This window comes from Enhydrobacter sp., from assembly GCA_025808875.1.
In the GTDB taxonomy this organism is placed as follows: domain Bacteria; phylum Pseudomonadota; class Alphaproteobacteria; order Reyranellales; family Reyranellaceae; genus Reyranella.
In genome coordinates, this window is record CP075528.1 from 1,953,443 (window position 1) to 1,971,154 (window position 17,712).

The 17,712-nt window shown below is 66.1% G+C and carries 10 protein-coding genes; 7 read left to right on the forward strand and 3 right to left on the reverse strand.

The genetic code is table 11. The annotated features are described in order from the left end of the window. The first annotated feature begins 33 nt into the window (after nucleotides 1-33). Both KIT25_09765 and KIT25_09770 read left to right on the forward strand, forming a co-directional pair. Nucleotides 34-1,599, forward strand: coding sequence for a PAS domain S-box protein (locus KIT25_09765; GenBank protein ID UYN97189.1), 1,566 nt, complete (start codon nucleotides 34-36; stop codon nucleotides 1,597-1,599). A 40-nt stretch (nucleotides 1,600-1,639) separates the two neighbouring features. Then, a complete protein-coding gene (locus tag KIT25_09770; GenBank protein UYN97190.1) occupies nucleotides 1,640-1,987 on the forward strand; it encodes a hypothetical protein in 348 nt (115 codons plus the stop codon). A 3-nt stretch (nucleotides 1,988-1,990) separates the two neighbouring features. Here KIT25_09770 and KIT25_09775 read toward each other — a convergent pair whose 3' ends face one another. Beyond that, nucleotides 1,991-5,473 carry an indolepyruvate ferredoxin oxidoreductase family protein gene (locus tag KIT25_09775; GenBank protein ID UYN97191.1) on the reverse strand — a complete coding sequence of 1,161 codons (3,483 nt, stop codon included), beginning with the start codon at nucleotides 5,471-5,473 and terminating at the stop codon, nucleotides 1,991-1,993. Between the two features lie 198 nt (nucleotides 5,474-5,671). Here KIT25_09775 and KIT25_09780 point away from each other — a divergent pair, with 198 nt between their 5' ends. Beyond that, nucleotides 5,672-6,640, forward strand: coding sequence for an NAD-dependent epimerase/dehydratase family protein (locus KIT25_09780; protein ID UYN97192.1), 969 nt, complete (start codon nucleotides 5,672-5,674; stop codon nucleotides 6,638-6,640). On the opposite strand, the gene KIT25_09785 is transcribed toward KIT25_09780, so the two are convergent. Further along, nucleotides 6,628-7,437 carry a hypothetical protein gene (locus tag KIT25_09785; GenBank protein ID UYN97193.1) on the reverse strand — a complete coding sequence of 270 codons (810 nt, stop codon included), beginning with the start codon at nucleotides 7,435-7,437 and terminating at the stop codon, nucleotides 6,628-6,630. The two genes, KIT25_09780 and KIT25_09785, sit on opposite strands and share 13 nt — an antisense overlap. A gap of 115 nt (nucleotides 7,438-7,552) precedes the next feature. On the opposite strand from KIT25_09785, the gene KIT25_09790 reads away from it, so the two are divergent. From KIT25_09790 to KIT25_09805, 4 genes are all read left to right on the forward strand, one after another. Beyond that, a complete protein-coding gene (locus KIT25_09790) occupies nucleotides 7,553-9,322 on the forward strand; it encodes a M3 family oligoendopeptidase (protein UYN97194.1) in 1,770 nt (589 codons plus the stop codon). Between the two features lie 205 nt (nucleotides 9,323-9,527). Then, nucleotides 9,528-11,342 (forward strand): type I secretion system permease/ATPase, encoded by a 1,815-nt coding sequence (locus tag KIT25_09795; GenBank protein UYN97195.1) that lies wholly within the window; start codon nucleotides 9,528-9,530, stop codon nucleotides 11,340-11,342. Continuing rightward, the gene (locus KIT25_09800) at nucleotides 11,339-12,649 is read left to right on the forward strand and encodes an HlyD family type I secretion periplasmic adaptor subunit (GenBank protein UYN97196.1); all 1,311 of its coding nucleotides are present in this window, start codon (nucleotides 11,339-11,341) and stop codon (nucleotides 12,647-12,649) included. The genes KIT25_09795 and KIT25_09800 overlap by 4 nt, the downstream gene beginning before the upstream one ends. Before the next feature lie 373 nt (nucleotides 12,650-13,022). Beyond that, complete coding sequence (locus KIT25_09805; protein UYN97197.1) at nucleotides 13,023-16,502, forward strand: hypothetical protein; 3,480 nt, start codon at nucleotides 13,023-13,025, stop codon at nucleotides 16,500-16,502. Here KIT25_09805 and KIT25_09810 read toward each other — a convergent pair. Next, nucleotides 16,492-17,490, reverse strand: coding sequence for a glycosyltransferase family 9 protein (locus KIT25_09810; protein UYN97198.1), 999 nt, complete (start codon nucleotides 17,488-17,490; stop codon nucleotides 16,492-16,494). The genes KIT25_09805 and KIT25_09810 overlap by 11 nt on opposite strands. Between the last annotated feature and the right edge of the window lie 222 nt (nucleotides 17,491-17,712).

A 17,712-nucleotide genomic window follows, 5' to 3' on the forward strand; every position in this document is an offset into this window, starting at 1 on the left:
GAACCATCCGGATTGATCGACGTTCCTGTTCTGATGCAGCGGGACCCGCGTCAACCGACGCCTTCGACCAGTGACGAACAGTATCGGCTCCTCGTCGACGCGGTCATCGACTACGCCATTTACATGCTCGACCCGTCTGGCCGCGTATCGAGCTGGAACAGCGGGGCCCGCCGCCTCAAGGGTTACGAGGCGGGTGAGATCATCGGCCAGCATTTCTCGCGGTTCTACACGGACGAGGATCGGGCGGCCGGAGTGCCGGATAATGCTCTCGCGAGTGCCGCCCGCGAGGGCAAGTTCGAGGCCGAAGGTTGGCGCGTACGCAAGGACGGTTCGCGCTTCTGGGCGAGCGTCGTGGTCGACGCCATACGCGACCGGGCAGGGAAGCTGGTCGGCTTCGCCAAGATCACGCGCGACACCACGGAGCGGCGCGAGGCCCAGATCGAGCTCGAACGGACGCGCGAGGCGCTATTCCAGTCGCAGAAGATGGAGTCCCTCGGCCAGCTCACGGGCGGTATAGCGCACGACTTCAACAACCTCCTGACGGCCATCCTCGGCAGCCTCGAACTGATCGGCAAGAAACTTCCCGAGCAAACCAGGGCTGGATCCGACGTCGCCGGGCTGCTTGCGAACGCCATCCAGGCGGCGCAGCGCGGCGCGTGGTTGACACGGCGCATGTTGGCATTCGCGCGCCGCGAGAACCTCGAGTTGCGACCCACGAACCTGTATGACCTGACGCGCGGTATGACCGAGTTGCTGCGCCGCTCGCTCGGTCCATCCATTTTCATAGAGACCCGGTTCCCGCAGACGCTCAATCTGGTGCAGGCGGATCCTAACCAACTCGAGCTGGCATTGCTCAATCTGGCGATGAACGCGCGCGACGCGATGCCGGAGGGCGGCCCCGTGATCCTCGCCGCGCGCGAAGAGGAGGTCCGTGCTGGCGGCTTCCTCGCGCCGGGAAGGTATGTATGCCTGTCCGTGATGGACCGCGGCGCCGGCATGGACGAGCCGACTCTGTCGCGAGCCATCGAGCCGTTCTTCACGACCAAGGGTGCGGGCAAGGGCACAGGTCTCGGCCTGTCGATGGTCCACGGCATGGCCGAGCAGTTGGGTGGCCGGTTGGTGCTGAGCAGCCGCAAGGGAGAGGGCACGACGGCGGAACTGTGGTTGCCGGTGGCGTCGGAGGAAGAGCCGGCGTCGGCGCAATCGGACGACGAGGAGGCGCACGAGCGCGTCGCCCGCGGCCTGCGGGTTCTCGCGGTTGACGACGACGCCCTGGTACTCATGAACACGGCTCTGATGCTCGAGAGCCTCGGTCACAAGGTGTTCTCGGCGACGTCGGGGCGCCAGGCACTCGATATCCTGCAGCGCGGCGAGGAAATCGATCTGGTCATCACCGACGAGGCGATGCCGCAGATGCGTGGCTCGCAACTCGCCGCGGCCATTCAGGCCGATCACCCCGCGATGCCGGTCATCCTGGCGACGGGATATGCCGGAACGACCGATGGCAGGCTTGCCGCCTATCCGCGGCTCGAGAAGCCGTTCAGCCAACTCGACCTTGCGGAGGTCATCGAGAAGGTCGCGGCGGCGCGTCGCGGCTGACGGCGGAAACCTCGGCCGATGCGGGACGTTGCATGGCTCGATGAAGTTCCTTCTGACGGCGGCATGCCTGGCGGTCACCGGCATTGCCGGATGCAGCGACACTCCCCCTCTCCATTCGGGCGAACGCCTCCACGCCGGCGCCGATCGCAAGATCGGGGCAACCGGGCAGCTGCCTCCGGCTCCGCATCCGGGGCCGCGCGATACCGGCTTGCGACCCGAGCCTGGGATCCGCAATCCCGTCATCGGAGCGACCGTCTCGTCGCAAGGCGGACAGAAGGCCCAACAGGCGAGGGAAGAGGAGGAGCGCCGCGCCTTTGACGCCGAGCGCCGCCGTCGCCAGGAAGCGCTCGAGCCCGTGGCGGCGGAGGAGAGGGGTATCGCCAGATAGGGCCTACTCGGCGGCCCGCTGGAGGGCCCCCGGATTTCGCCACAGCGACAACAGTTCGGCCTTCTTGCGCTCGGCCTGCTCCAGGTGCGCGTCCTTGACGTGGCCGTATCCCTTGATGTCGGCAGGTATCGAGGCGAGCTTGACGGCAACCTCGTGATTGGCCGATGTCAGTCCGGCCAGCAACTCGTCGATCAGCTTCTCGTAGTCGCCGATCAATGCGCGTTCACGCTTGCGCTCCTCCGAGCGGCCGAAGATGTCGAGCGCCGTGCCGCGCAGGAACTTGAGCCGTGCCAGCAGCCCGAAGGCCCGCATCATCCACGGGCCGTACTCCTGCTTGATCATACGACCCTTGTCGTCGCGTCGGGCGAGCAACGGCGGTGCGAGATGGAACTTCAGCCGGTAGTCGCCCTCGAACTGGCGCGCGAGGGCGTTGGAGAAGGCGGCGTCGGCGTGGAGTCGCGCCACTTCGTATTCGTCCTTGTAGGCGAGAAGCTTGGCGTAGTTTCGCGCCACTGCCTCGACGAGCGTCGTGCTTCCGGCGGCCAGTGTGGCCTCGACGGTGCTCGCGCGGTCCACCAGCGCCTTGTAGCGGTCGGCGAGCGCCGCGTTCTGGTAGGCGGTCAGATGGCGCGAGCGCGATGCGACGATGTCGGCGAGCGTGGCGGCCGCGCGTGGAAAGGCCACCACGTTGGCGGCAGGCGCGGCCAGTCGCTCGACCGCGGCGAGATCGTGTGCGGCCCGCCGCCCCCAGCGGAAGGCGCCGAGATTCATGGCGACGGCCGCGCCATTGAGTTCGATGGCCTGCTCGATGGCGTCATGGCCGATCGGGATCAGGCCCTTCTGGTATGCGTAGCCCAGCATGAAGAGGTTGGTGGCGATCGAGTCGCCCATCAATGCCGTCGCGAGTCGCGTCGCCTCGATGAAGTCACAGGAATCGGCGCCGGCGGCTGCTTCGATCGAGAGTCTCAGCGTATGGCCGGGAAAGGCGAGATCGGGATGACGAGTGAATTCGCCGGTGATCGCCTGATGCGTGTTGACCACGGCCTTCGACTGCCCGGGCTCGAGTCGCATCAGGGTATCGGGCCCTGCGCTGACCACCAGGTCGCAACCCAGCAACAGGTCGGCGCCACCGGCACCAAGGCGCACGGCATGCAATGCCTCGGGCGAACCACCGATGCGCACGTGACTGACGACCGCGCCACCCTTCTGCGCCATGCCGAGCTGATCGAGCACGGTCACGCCCTTGCCTTCGATGTGGGCGGCCGTGCCCATGATCGCGCCGATGGTGACGACGCCAGTGCCACCGATACCGGTGATCAGTACGCCGTAGGTGCGCTCCGCCACGGAGGGCAGGACGGGCGCCGGGGGCAGCTCGGGTTCGCTCGGGTCGGCCGCCTTGTCCTTGACGGTCTTGCCCTTGCGCAACGTGCCGCCTTCGACGGTCACGAAGCTGGGGCAAAAGCCGTTCAGGCACGAAAAGTCCTTGTTGCACGACGACTGGTCGATAGCCCGTTTGGTGCCGAACTCGGTCTCGACTGGCACCACGCTCAGGCAATTGGACTGCACCGAGCAGTCGCCGCAACCCTCGCAGACCGCCTGGTTGATGAAGACGCGCCTGGCCGGATCGGGATAGGTGCCGCGCTTGCGGCGTCGACGTTTCTCGGCCGCGCAGGTCTGGTCGTAGATCAGGACCGACACGCCTTTCACCTCGCGCAATTCCCGCTGCACGGCGTCGAGCTCGCCGCGATGGTGGAATGTCGTGCCGGGCGCCCATCGGGTCCCGATCGGATACTTGGCCGGGTCGTCGCTCACGAGCGCGATGCGCCGAACCCCCTCGGCATGGACCTGCTCGCTGATCGTCCAGGGGTGGACGTTGCCGTCGTGGGGCTGGCCGCCGGTCATTGCGACGGCGTCGTTGTAAAGGATCTTGTAGGTGATGTTCGTGCCGGTCGCGACCGCCTGCCGGATCGCCAGGTAGCCGGAATGGAAGTAGGTGCCGTCTCCCAGGTTCTGGAAGACGTGCGGCATCTCGGTGAAATGGCTGGCGCCGACCCAGGGTGCGCCCTCCGCGCCCATGTGGGTGAAGGTCCTCGTGTTGCGCTCCATGCCGATGGCCAGCGTGTGGCAGCCGATGCCGGCCATCGCCATCGAGCCGTCGGGCACCTTGGTGGAGCTGTTGTGCGGACAGCCCGAGCAGAAATAGGGGACGCGGACAAGTCCGGCTTCGTTGCGGATCTGCCGGCCCGCGCGTCGCTTCAGCCCATCGAAACGCTGGCGGGTCGTCTCGCTGAGGGCATCGAGGCCAAGGCGCGCAACCAGTGCCGATGCGATCTCAAAGGGCGTCAGCTCGCCGTCGGACTTGAGCAGCTTGTGGCCGCGCTCGTCGTTCTTGCCGACGACGACAGGACGTTGATCGGCTGGCGCGTTGAACAGGGCATCCTTGAGCTGCTGCTCGATCAGCGGCCGCTTCTCCTCGACGACCAGGATCTCGCGCTTGCCGAGAGCGAACTTCGAGATGCCGTCGGTCTCGAGTGGCCACACCAGGGCGACCTTGTAGACGGCCAATCCAAGCCGGTCTGCCTCCCTGTCGTCGATGCCGAGCTCGTCGAGCGCTTGGCGCACGTCGAGGTAGGATTTTCCGACGGTGACGATGCCGAAGTGGGCGTCGGGACGACCGAACACCAACCGGTCGAGCCGGTTGGCGCGCCAGTATGCGAGGGCTGCCGGGTGCTTGACGGTGACGACGCGGCGCTCCTGGCCGAGCCAATCGTCGGGCCAGCGGATATGCACGCCATCCGGCGGCAGGACGAAGTCGGTCGGCGTGCGGAGTTCTACCCGATGCGGGTCGACGTAGACGGACGCGGAGGAATCGACGGTCTCGCTCAGCACCTTGAAGGCGACCCAGAGACCCGAGTAGCGCGACATCGCGAAGGCGTGCAGGCCGAAATCGAGGTACTCCTGAACGCCCGCGGCGTGGATCACCGGTATGCCGGCCGCCATGAAGGCGGGCTCGCTTTGATGGGCAACGGTCGACGACTTAGCCATGTGGTCATCGCCCGCCAGCGCGACGATGCCGCCGTGCTTGGACGTTCCGGCATAGTTGGCGTGCTTGAGCACGTCGCCCGAGCGATCGACACCCGGACCTTTGCCGTACCACATGCCGAACACGCCGTCGTATCTGGCGCCGGGATAGAGATGGACCTGCTGGGTGCCCCAGAGAGCCGTCGCGGCGAGATCCTCGTTGAGACCGGGCTGGAACTCGATGTGGTTCCTCTTGATGAAGCGCTTGGCCTGCCACAGTGCCTGGTCGAAGCCACCCAGCGGCGAGCCGCGATAACCCGATATGTAGCCGCCGGTGTTCAGACCTTCGGCCTGATCACGCTGGCGCTGCATCATGGGCAGGCGCACGAGCGCCTGCGTTCCGGTCAGGTACACCCGACCCGTTTCGAGGATATACTTGTCGTCCAAGGTCACCGCGAGGGACATGGCGAACCTCTCTGACTGCTACAGGGAAACGCTAACGACATATTCTTGCGCGCGGCAATCTGGAAAGCGCGGCGTGTGAAAAAAGACGTATTGGTAGCGGCCGTCTGGTCGAACTCGGCCTGCCGTTTCACGGTTCCGTCCCGGCTTGAAACGTTGTAATCACGCGTCGCCCATTCATTCGCATACATCCATTTCGAGATGACCATCCTTATTACCGGCGTTGCCGGCTTCATCGGCAGCCGGGTCGCGCAGGCGCTGATGGCCAGAGGCGAAGAGGTCGTCGGGATCGACAATTTCAGCCCGTTCTATGATCCGGTCTTGAAATTCGCACGGCTCAAGCCGCTCAAGGACGGCAAGAATTTCACCTTCCTGGAGACTGACATAGCCGACCGCGAGACCATGTTGCGGCTGGTGGACAAGCATCGCGGCATCGATCGCATCGTCCACCTCGCGGCCCAGCCCAGCGTGAAGCACGCGAATGTCGACCCCTTCATCTACGCGCACACCAACGTCATGGGCCATTTGGTCGTGCTCGAGCTGGCCCACCAGCTCGCCGCGCTGAGACACATGATCTATGCCTCCTCTTCGTCCGTCTATGGCGCCAACCGGAAACTGCCGTTCGCCGTCGAGGATCGCGTCGATCGTCCGGTATCGCTCTATGCCGCCACCAAGCGGTCAGGCGAGTTGATGAGCGAAACCTACGCCCATCTGCACGGTATGCGGATCACCGGGCTGCGCTATTTCACCGTCTATGGACCGTGGGGCCGGCCCGACATGTCGCCGCATATCTTCGCCAAGGCGATTCACGAGGGTACGACGATCCCGCTCTATCACCTCGGCTTCGTCAAGCGTGACTTCAGCTATATCGACGACATCGTGGCAGGAACCTTGCTGGCGCTCGACAAGCCAGCCGAACAGCCGGGCCATCGTCTCTACAACCTTGGTGCCGCTCATAGCGAAGACATTGTCAAGGTCGTCGGCCTGTTCGAGAAGGCGATTGGCAGGAAGGCCATCGTCGAGCTGCGGCCGGGCGAACCTGGCGACATGCAGGAAACCGCCGCTGACATCACCGAGACGACGCGCGAATTCGGCTGGACTCCGAAGGTTCCTGTCGAGGACGGCGTGCCGAAATTCGTCGGTTGGTTCAGATCGTACTATGGGCTGTGAGGACCGCCGTTGCCTACGCCAAGGGTCGTTGACCAACATCGCCAGGCCCATCGGCGCAGGTTCTCGACCGCAATTCCCATCATTGCCACCATGAAGGTCCCGGTCGGCGCGGCATAGAGGCGCGAGAGATGGGCGAGCACGGCTTGCCCGACGAACAGGCCGATGAATCCGAGCATCACCAGGTTGAGTGCCAGGAGCTTGTCGCCATGTAGTATCACCGCCCAGTGTGGCGATACGCCAAACCACGAGAAATAGACGACAGGACCGAGCGCCAGCACGACGATCGAGCCGGTGAAGGCGCCGAGTATGGCAAGGGCGCCGGCGAGCATGACCAATCCCACCGCATTGACGCCGAGGTTGAGGCGGGCGACGTCGAGAAAGGTCGCGTCCCGCCCGGCCAGTTGCGACCACAGTCCGAGCAGGAAGGCGTGTCCCGGATCGTCCGCAGACATCGGAACGAGTTTGCCGGGCGCCTCGCACATCATCAGCCACGAGCCGGTTTGGCGTGCGCACGCGGCGACACCGAGCCAGACGGCCGTGGCGTCCCATTCGTCCTGAGTCTGGATGCCACGGTAACGTTCGGCTGAATCGAGAGCGGCGTCGAAGCGCGGCCAGACCAGGATCAGCAGCGAAACGGCAAACAGTACGGCCTTCAGCAGGCGAGTGCGCGATCTCGGCAGCCCCCTGTACCAGCCGGACAACCCCGCAAAGTGCCGGCCCGCTGCGGACCTCCCCATCCCCAAGTCTTCCTCTTGTGCCCTTCTTGTCGGCTCGGTGAGCGCGCCGAATGCCCGCAATCTATGCATGGTCGTATGCGCCCTCAATGACGGGCGACGCTGGAGACGCGCCGAAGGCGCGTTTCCTTGACGCGGTGCCCGGCGACCTCATATCGAAGGGCGAAGGAGTTCGTGAATGAACGCAGCGCTGGGCGATCTGCCGACCTGGAACCTCGCCGACCTCTATTCCAGCCCGACCGGCTCGGACCTCGACTCCGACCTGAAACGGGCGGCCGCCGAGGCCGGCGCGTTCGCCCGGGACTACGAGGGCCGGATCGCCACTCTGGACGGCAGGGCGCTGGGCGGCGCCGTGGCACGCTTCGAGGCGCTGCAGGATCTGATGGGACGGATCGGGTCTTACGCCTCCCTTTACTACGCACAGGACATGGCGGACCCCGAGCGCGGGCGATTCGCGCAGAACGTCTCGGAAAAGCTTACGGACGTCGGCACCAAGCTCGTTTTCTTCCGGCTGGAGATCAACAGGCTCGAGGATGCCGATCTCGCCGAGAAGCAGAAGGACCCGGCGCTCGCAAGGTATGCGCCCTGGCTGCGCGACTTGCGGGTGTTCAGGCCGCACCAGCTTTCTGATGAGCTGGAGAAGGCTTTGCATGAGAAGTATGTCGTCGGCCGGGCCGCTTGGTCGCGCCTGTTCGACGAGACCATCGCGCGCCTGCGCTATCCTTTCCGCAACGAGATGCTGAGCGAGCCGCAGATACTGGACAAGCTTTCCAGCAAGGATTCGGAGGTCCGCAGGGACGCCGCCAAGTCGTTCGGCAAGGTTCAGGGCGACAATATCGCGATCTTCTCGCTGGTCACCAATACGCTCGTCAAGGACAAGGAAATCGAGGATCGCTGGCGCAGGTACGCGCGGCCCCAATCGTCGATGAATCTCGCCAACGTCGTCGAGGACGAAGTGGTCGACGCGCTCGTCTCGGCGGTGAAGGGCGCCTACCCCCGGCTCGCCCATCGCTACTACAGGCTCAAGGCGAAGTGGTTCGGTGTCGAGCAGATGCCGTATTGGGACCGCAATGCGCCGCTCCCCGAACACGACGATCGCACGATCCCGTGGAGCGAGGCCGAGAAGATCGTGCTCGATGCCTACGGTGCCTTCTCGCCGGAGCTGGCATCCGTCGGGCGCAAGTTCTTCGGAACCGGCTGGATCGACGCACCGGCGAGTCCCGGCAAGTCGCCCGGCGCCTTCGCCCATCCAACGGTGCCGTCGGCGCACCCGTACTTGCTGCTCAATTACCAGGGCAAGGTGCGGGACGTCATGACGCTGGCGCACGAACTTGGCCATGGTATCCACCAGGTCTTGGCAGCGCGACAGGGACCGCTGATGGCCGACACGCCGCTGACGCTCGCCGAAACCGCGTCGGTGTTCGGCGAGATGCTGACCTTCCAGTCATTGCTCAAGTCGGCAGCCGATGCCGGCGCGCGCAAGGCGATGTTGGCCGGCAAGGTCGAGGACATGCTGAATACCGTGGTGCGGCAGATCGCCTTCTACGACTTCGAATCGCGACTGCACATGAAGCGGCGTGAGGGCGAGCTGACGCCCGATGCGATCGGCGAGATCTGGATGGCGGTGCAGAGCGAGAGCCTCGGGCCGGCCTTCAGGTTCGACGACGAGTACAGGCACTACTGGTCCTATATCGGCCACTTCATCCATTCGCCGTTCTACGTCTACGCCTACGCCTTCGGCGACTGCCTGGTGAATTCGCTCTACGCCGCGTACCAGTCCGGGCTGCCCGACTTCCAGGCCAAGTATCTCCATATGCTCGAGGCAGGCGGCGTGAAGCGGCACAAGGAACTGCTGGCGCCGTTCGGCCTCGATGCCTCCGATCCGGCCTTCTGGGACAAGGGCTTGGGCGTGATCGCCGGGTTCGTCGACGAGTTGGAGAAGCTCTGACGCAGACGGGCCGTTGTGGGGCGAGGGGGGCTGAGGCACCATGCCGTCCGATCATGCGAAGGGGGGGGGAGCCATGCGGCGTGTCCTGACGTCCATCATCGCGGGCGCGCGTCGGCTGGGCGGTTGCGTTCCGGGCTCGATGCCCTGACCTCTTGGCTGCCGTGCATCCTTTGAGCGTCTCGAGGCCAGTGCGATTGTCGCCCGGATGAGACCCGTTTCCGGACCCCGCTCTGAACTTTCGGCGGCGCTCGCTGCCTGCCGTGGCGCGTATCTGGGCATCGCGGCGGTGACCGGTGTGTTGAACCTCCTCTATCTCACCGGTTCCTTCTTCATGCTGCAGATCTACGATCGCGTGCTGCCAGGCCGCAGCGTGCCGACTCTCGTCGGGCTCTGTGTGCTGGTAGGCGTGCTCTACGCCTTTCAGGCGCTGCTCGATGGCGTGCGCGCGCGTCTGCTGGTGCGGCTGGCCGGCGGGTTGGCTGGGGCGCTCGATGAACGCACCTTCCTGTTGTCGCTGCGGATCCCGCTCCGCGCACCAGCGGCGGGCGCCATCGATCCGGTGCGCGATCTCGAGCAGATCCGCGGGTTCCTGTCGGGCGGCGGACCGGCGGCGCTGTTCGACCTGCCGTGGTTGCCGCTCTATCTCGGGATCTGCTTCCTGTTCCATCCGTTGATCGGACTCACCGCGCTGGTCGGCGCGCTGATGTTGGTGGCGATCACGCTCGTCACCGAATTCCGGTTGCGCCGGCCCAGCGCCGATCTGTCGGCTGCCGCCGCGCACCGAATTGCGCTGGCGACTTCCAGCCGAGGCAATACCGAAGTGCTGCACGCCATGGGCATGGTCGGCCGCGTGGCCGCGCAGTGGAGCGGCCTCGGCGCGCAATATCGCGACGCGAATCGAAGCGCCGCCGACGTCACCGGCGGGCTGGGTGCGCTGTCGCGTGCGCTGCGCATGGCCCTGCAATCGGCGGTGCTGGCGGTCGGCGCCTGGCTGGTGATCCACCAGCAGGCGACCGCCGGCATCATCATCGCGGGTTCGATTCTGGCGGCGCGCGCCCTTGCACCGGTCGAGGTTGCGATCGGCCAGTGGCGCCTCTTCGTATCGGCGCGCCAGAGCTGGCAGCGACTGTCAGGCCTGCTGGCGCGCCTGCCGGCGGATGCGCCAGCCATGGACCTGCCGCCGCCACGCCGATCGTTGGCGGTCGAAAACGTCACCGTCACGCCGCCGGGCAGCAACGTCGTGGCGGTGCGAGATGTCGCCTTTTCGCTGCAGGCCGGGCAGGGGCTCGGCATCGTGGGGCCCAGTGCCTCAGGCAAGTCGTCGCTCGCGCGCTGCCTGGTCGGCGTGTGGCTGCCGGTGGCCGGCAAGGTGCGGCTCGACGGCGCCGCGCTCGACCAGTGGCCGCCTCAGACGCTGGGCGCGCATCTCGGCTACCTGCCTCAGGATGTCGAGCTGTTCGGCGGAACCATCGCCCAGAACATCGCGCGACTCGATCCCGAGCCGCCGTCGGACAAGGTGATCGCCGCCGCCCGCGCCGCCGGCGTGCACGACATGATCCTGGCGATGAAGGGCGGCTACGAAACCCAGATCGGCGAGGGCGGAGCGGTCCTCTCGGCCGGCCAGCGTCAGCGCATCGGCCTCGCCCGCGCGCTCTACGGCGATCCTTTCCTGGTGGTGCTCGACGAGCCTGATTCCAGTCTCGACCACGACGGCGATGCCGCGCTGCTGGGCGCCGTGCAAGGCGTACGTGCCCGCGGTGGCATCGTGATCGTGATCGCCCATCGCCCGGGCGTGCTCGCTGGGCTCGACATGCTGCTTGCCCTGCGCGCCGGCCGGCAACACCTGTTCGGCCCGCGCGAGGATGTACTGCGCCAGGCGCGCGAGCAGGCCGCCGGCCGCCCGGCCGGTGCCGCAGTGGCCGGGCGTGCGATCTTTCCTTCGTCCGCCGCGGGCTGGACACCGTCGATCGTGCCCGGGCGGCCGGGCGGACCGTCCGGCCCGAAGGAGGACGGCACGTGACGGTCGGCGTTTCTGCCGAAACCCGGCGCGATGTCCGTCGGCACCTCGCCGTGGCCTTCGCCGCGATCTTCCTGCTGGTCGTCGGTGTTGGGGGCTGGGCCGCGATCACCGAGCTTTCCGGCGCAGTGATTGCCTTCGGCCAGCTGGTGGTCGACAGCAACGTCAAGAAGGTCCAGCACCCGACCGGGGGAGTGGTTGGCGAACTGCTGGTCCGCGAGGGCGATCGCGTCAGCCAGGGTGACGTCCTGGTGCGGCTCGACGGCACCCAGATGCGCGCCAATCTCGCGATCGTGCTCAAGGCGCTCGACGAGCTGGCGGCGCGGCAGGCGCGCAGCGAGGCCGAGCGCGACGGCCGCGATCGTGTCGAGTTTCCGCCGGAGTTGACGGAGCGGTACGGCGATCCCGACGTCGCGCGCCTGATGGCCGGCGAGCAGCGGTTGTTCGAGATGCGCCTCAAGGCACGCGACGGACAGAAGGCGCAGCTGCGCGAGCAGGTCCAGCAGCTGCAGCTCCAGATTCAAGGCACGCTCGCCCAGGAAACCGCCAAGACGCGCGAGATTCGCCTCCTCGAGCAGGAACTCGACGGCGTGCGCAAGCTGTGGAGGCAGAACCTCGTGCCGATCAGCCGCGTGACGGCGCTCGAGCGCGATGCCGCTCGGCTCGAGGGCGAGCGCGCTGCGCTCGCGGCCGGGGTGGCGCAGAACCGCGGCCGCATTGCAGAGCTCGAGCTCAAGATCCACCAGATCGACCAGGACCTCAGCACCGAAGTCGGCAAGGACCTGGCCGAGATTCGCGCCAAGCGCTCCGAGGCGGTCGAGCGGCGGGTTGCTGCCGAGGACCAGCTCAAGCGCATCGACCTCTTGGCGCCACAATCCGGCCGCGTCTTCCAGCGCACGGTCAACACCGTTGGCGGCGTCGTGCAGCCCGGTGAGGCGGTGATGCTCATCGTGCCGGAGGGCGAATCGCTGATGGTCGAGGCGCGGGTGTCGCCGCACGAGATCGACCAACTCCATGTCGGCCAGCCGGTCGTGCTGCGGATGGTCGCCGCCAACCAGCAGACCACGCCCGAACTGTCGGGCGAGCTGGTTCATATCGGCGCCGACGTGAGTCGGGACGAGAAGAGCGGCGAGGGCTACTACACCGTTCGCATCCGCCTGCGCGACGGAGAGTTGGCACGGTTGGATGGGTTGCAGCTCGTGGCTGGCATGCCGGTCGAGGCCTTCATCCAGACCACGCCGCGCACGGTCGCGTCGTTCCTCGTCAAGCCGCTCGGCGACCAGATCGCCCGCGCCTTCCGCGGCCGCTGAGTCAGATGACTCTTCAGTTGGTTGGGAGCGCGCCATAGCGGCGCAGTAACCTGCGCCGCTATGGCGCGCTCATGAGGTGTCGAGGTGCGAAGAAGGAGCGGCACGGAGTGCCGCGCTCCCGCCAGGAGAACGATTGGAACAACATTCTTCCCTTCCTCCAGGCTGTGGTAGGCGTCGGCGTCATACGCGAACGGAGCGGCGAGCCGCGACGCCGACGCACCTGGCGGCGAGCCCGCGACTCCGATTGCGCCTTTGAATCGGGCCCCGGCGCGGATGGCGGGCGATTCGGTTCTCCTGTAGGATGCGGCCGGGGAGTGTGATTGGAAACGTGACGGCCGTTTGGCAGGGCCGGTGACGCGGGGGTAGCCGGCGCATGAGTACGACCGATATCGTCATCAACTTGAGCGACGGGTTGAAGGGCCTTAACGGTGCCGAAGACAGCCACTATCGGCTGAACCAGGCTGGTGTCTACGCCTACGCGGTCTATTTCGAGACCAAGATCACGACGCCCAACGCGGCCGATCCGGTCACCGAATACAAGATGTACACGACCACGCTGGTCGACAACGGCGTGGTCCAGAACGGCGGCGCCACGACGGTCAGCCTGCCGGTCAACGGCAGCACGGGCAACACCCAGTTCATCTCCGGCAAGCTCTACATCATCATCCAGAGCGGCCAGCCGAACGGCGACCTGTTCACCGGCACCAACAAGATCACCCAGGAATCCGACATCAACTGGGGCAACGCCCAGAGCAACAACTATCGCTTCGACAGCATCGAGCTCAACGTCGACAACTCCGCCTACGACGTCGCCAACCTGACCTCGGTCAACGGCTTCGGCCTGCCGATGACCATCGGCAACGGCCTCGGCGACACGCGAGGCTACAACCTCGCCGCCGGCACCGCCGGCGACGATACGACCCTGTTCGGCAAGATCGCGCAGGCCAGTTCCTCGCCCGGCACGACGCAGGACATCCTCTACGCGGCGTCCACCGGCAGCTGGGTCGACCAGAACAGCCCGTTGCACGGCAACCAGCGCATGATGCTGTCGCCGACCGAGGCAGTCGGCCAGAACGTCGCTGCCTTCACCAATAGTCAGTGGATGCAATACGTCACGTCCCTGCAGTCCAACGCCGTCGCCAACGACATCGTCGTGTCGGGCTGGTACAACGGCTCGCCTGACGGCAACGGAATCTGGCACAATGCCGGCTTCTTCTCCTACCAGCTATCGTGGGATGGTGCCGACTTCTGGCTGAAGCCGACCTCGACCAGCGCCATCAAGGGCGACATCCGGATCGACCCGTCCGATCTCGCCAATAGCATCTACGCCACCAACGGCAATGCCGAGATATTCAACGGCGGCACGCAGTTCTACACCAACCCCGCCAATACCGGCGCGATGAACACCGGCGACAACAGCCAGTGGGGCAACGTCTTCGTCTCGGTGCTGACCGGCTTCACCGCGGGCTACTACGGCGCCACCGCCAATTCGGTCAATCCGCTGCTGAGTTCGGTCACGATCGACCTCAACAAGACCTGGAACTGGGACCCGACCTACGCCTTCGGCAATCCCGCGGTGGAGAGCGGCGCGGGCCATGTCACGGCGTCCCCCCACGTCTTCTACGACAAGTACTCGCAGGCCTTCTTCGGCTACACCAACTCCTACGGCGGCGGCTATTCCGACGCACTGATGAAGGCGTTCCCGGCCGGCGGGCCGCTGATGACCTTGTGGAACGGCACCGCCGACGTCTCCTCCCTGGTCGTGAACCTGTTCGCCGACGACGAGACGCCGACCCCGAGCGACTACGTCACGCCGACGATGTACAACTACCTGGAGCCGAACGGCGGCGGCTACGCCACCCTCGACAATTTCTTCGTCGGGGACGGCAACAATTTCACCATCGCGCTGGGCACCGGCACGGTGATGGTCAAGGACGACACGCCGATCTCGCTGGGCTTCTACGATTCAACCCTGAACGGCGGCAACGGCGGCTTCCGCACCGTGTCGCTGCCGGCCGGCCAGTCGATCTACCAGTCCTGGACGATCGTCGACGACGGCTCCGGTAACCCCGTGCTGGCGAGCGAGACTCCCAATTCGCCGACCAACAACACGTCGGTGGTCTTCACCGGCATGCCAGTGATGCAGGACGACGCCCTTGCCGAGGGCAAGGACATTGCCTGGTACCAGCTCACGGTTGGCGCAAAGGTGTTCAACGTCTATGTCCAGATCGACCCGACGACCCACGCCTTCGTCTGGACGCCGAACGCCCAGGCGATGTCGCCGACGGCGCGGATGGACGGGCTGGGCTTCATCACCGGCGAGACGACCGACGGGCCGCACAACGACCTCACTCTGAACGTCGCCGGCGCGAGCGGCATCGCCGTCGATTCCTCGCTGTGGACCCAGATCACCTCGCAGACGATCATGAATGCAAGCAGCGCCTTCGTGACCCCGTGGGCGCCGGTGATCGGCACGGTCGACAGCGACAACGCCTTCACCTACCTGACCGGCTTCACGCCGATGGCCAACACCAAGGCCAATTTCAATCCGGGCTGGGTGATGCCGTCTGCGCCGACCACGACGCAGGGCGATCTGGCGTTCGGCTGGAACGGTGCCGACACCGCCTACCTGTTGGCCCACCTCACGCCTGATACGTCGGAGGTCTACGGCTACACCAACAAGATCGGCGCGCTGAACGCCGCCGTGCTGAGCTTTACTGGCACTGGCAGCACGGTCGGCAACTGGGTGCCGGTGGTGGCGGTGGCCGACCTCGACGGCCAGTGGCAGACCGGTGGCGTGCAGTTCGGCAACGGCACGTTTCAGGTCACCATGACCGAATACCAGCCCGGCGATCTCGGCACCGCGCTAGCCAAGACCAGCCAGTTCCAGGCCTTCACCGTGGCGATGGACGACCTGCTGCTGACCACCGCCGACGGCGGCGCGGCGCTGGCGCTCGACAATACCGGCCACGCCTCGACCCCGGGCAACTGGATCAGGCTGTCTACCGCCAGCTCGACCCTGCCCAACGGCACGCTGGTCGCCTATGCCACCAACGACAGCGGCCAGATGGTCGACCGCGCCGGCAGTGTCACCGCCTCGCTCCATGAAGCGACCCTGGTCCGCATCGGCCTGGTCAAGAGCGACGTCGGCGACACGATGTTCAGCGGCGATCAATCGGTCTATCTGCCGGTCGGCCAGCAGATGCATTTCGCGATCGTCACCGGCAACGGCACGGTCGACAGTTCGCCGACCGTGGACATCACTGGCAGCGGCGGCAGCGATTCCTATACCGTCGGCGTCAGCAACGGCAGCGGCATGCTGTCGATGACGGCGCAGGTGATCGCCGGCAACACGCTCACCACGGATGCCGTCACCGCCGCCGCCCAGCGTAACGACGACACGGCCTGGATCTATCTCACACACGGCGCCACGGTCGATGTCGACCTCGCCTGGAGCTCGGGCTACGTGAACACGCTGCATTTCGTGAAGATCGACATCGACGCCACGACCGGCGCCTGGAGCGTCGGTGGCGTTGCGTATGGCAACACGGAAGATTTCCGCACGGCCGTTCGCGACAATTGGGATTCGGGTTTCTCGGCCTCGCACGGCAACGGTACCGGCTCGGACACCTCCGCGACATGGACGGTCGCCGGCACGAGCGGCTACTACGCGCCGGTCCTGGTCAACGGCGCCAACGAACTGTTCATCATCGACCACGGCACCACGATCGCCAACCAGGACAACGCCACGCACATCCGCATGTACGGCGAGAACATCTTCGGCTTCGAGGACAAGATTGGCGGCGACTGGGACTACAACGACATGGTGCTTAAGCTCGCGATCACCGGCTGAGCGACGGGCCGTCGAGCAGGGCCGCGGCGAGATCGGCGGCACGGATCGTGGTCAGGCAGGCCCGGCTGTGCGGACACGCATCGTCGTCGTAGGTTGGCGTGCCGTAGCAGGGCATGCAGGCCGGCGGCGCACGTGAGGTCACGACGGCATGCGCGTCACCCCAGGGCCGCGTGCGCTCGACGTCGGTCGGGCCGCCGGCGACGACCACCCTGGTGCCGACGGCGGCGGCAAGATGGGCTATGCCGGTGTCGCCGGTCAGCACGGCTCCACAGGCCTGCAGCACATGCAGCAGGTCGTTCACCGGGAGGCCGACGACCTCGACCGTGCGCTCGCGCAGCGCCAGCGGAAGCTTCGCATGCGGCGGATCGGGCGACCCTTGAATGTAGAGGATCGTGGCGCGTGGCACCGCCCGAAGCAGTTCACACACCGCTTCCGTCGCCAGGTCTGCAGGCAGGCGCTTGATCGGTTGTGAGGCGCTGCCGAGATGAAGGGCGACGATCGGGCCGGCAGTGTCGCGCAGGCGGCAGAGCAGAGCTTCAGCTGCAGGAGAGGGAGGGCCGAGGCTGATCCGCGAGTCGCAAGCAGCGATCGCGGCATCGTCGATGTTGCCCAGCAGGAGCTGCAGCAGGGCGCCGTTGGCGACGAAGCGGTGCGCCCGGGGGGCCCGCGCGACGACCGTCGCGGACAGGCGCGTCAGCGGATGATCGTCGTCGGAAACGACGAGGGGTACGCCGGCGAACCAGCGGGCTGCGGCAGCAAAGTGCCAGCTATTCATCGTGGCGATGAACGCCACGTCGAAGCGCCGTGGGCGCAGCCGCCAGAATGAGCGCAGCCGATCAAGGCGCGACCCTGTCCAGGGAAGCAAGGCGATATCGTGCGCGAGGCCGGCGTGCAGAAGCATCGAGCCGGCTTCGGGACTTCGCACCAGCGCGGTGACCAGGGCGGTCGGTTGTCGCTCTCGCAGCAAACGGAAGAGCGACACATTCATCAGCAAGTCACCGAATCCGTTGGGCTGGACGACGAGGACGCGAGGCGCCGCAAGCTTCGCTTGCCCCCTATCGTCCAATGACGGGTCGCGGATCATGCGCCCAGTTTCCCGTGCCTTTGCCCGGACGCAAGCAGATTGAGAGCAAAGAACGACGGCGTCTTCCGGCCCGCGCATCGAGGTGGCGACGTGTCTCGATCGATCCTATATCGGTCGGGATGTGGG

Excerpts from the sequence above, each read along its gene's own strand:
- KIT25_09765 (UYN97189.1), top strand. The coding sequence starts at position 34 with ATGCAGCGGGACCCGCGTCAACCGACGCCTTCGACCAGTGACGAACAG.
- KIT25_09805 (UYN97197.1), top strand. The coding sequence starts at position 13,023 with ATGAGTACGACCGATATCGTCATCAACTTGAGCGACGGGTTGAAGGGC.
- KIT25_09775 (UYN97191.1), bottom strand. The coding sequence starts at position 5,473 with ATGTCCCTCGCGGTGACCTTGGACGACAAGTATATCCTCGAAACGGGT.
- KIT25_09810 (UYN97198.1), bottom strand. The coding sequence starts at position 17,490 with ATGAATGTGTCGCTCTTCCGTTTGCTGCGAGAGCGACAACCGACCGCC.
- KIT25_09790 (UYN97194.1), top strand. The coding sequence starts at position 7,553 with ATGAACGCAGCGCTGGGCGATCTGCCGACCTGGAACCTCGCCGACCTC.
- KIT25_09780 (UYN97192.1), top strand. The coding sequence starts at position 5,672 with ATGACCATCCTTATTACCGGCGTTGCCGGCTTCATCGGCAGCCGGGTC.
- KIT25_09770 (UYN97190.1), top strand. The coding sequence starts at position 1,640 with ATGAAGTTCCTTCTGACGGCGGCATGCCTGGCGGTCACCGGCATTGCC.
- KIT25_09795 (UYN97195.1), top strand. The coding sequence starts at position 9,528 with ATGAGACCCGTTTCCGGACCCCGCTCTGAACTTTCGGCGGCGCTCGCT.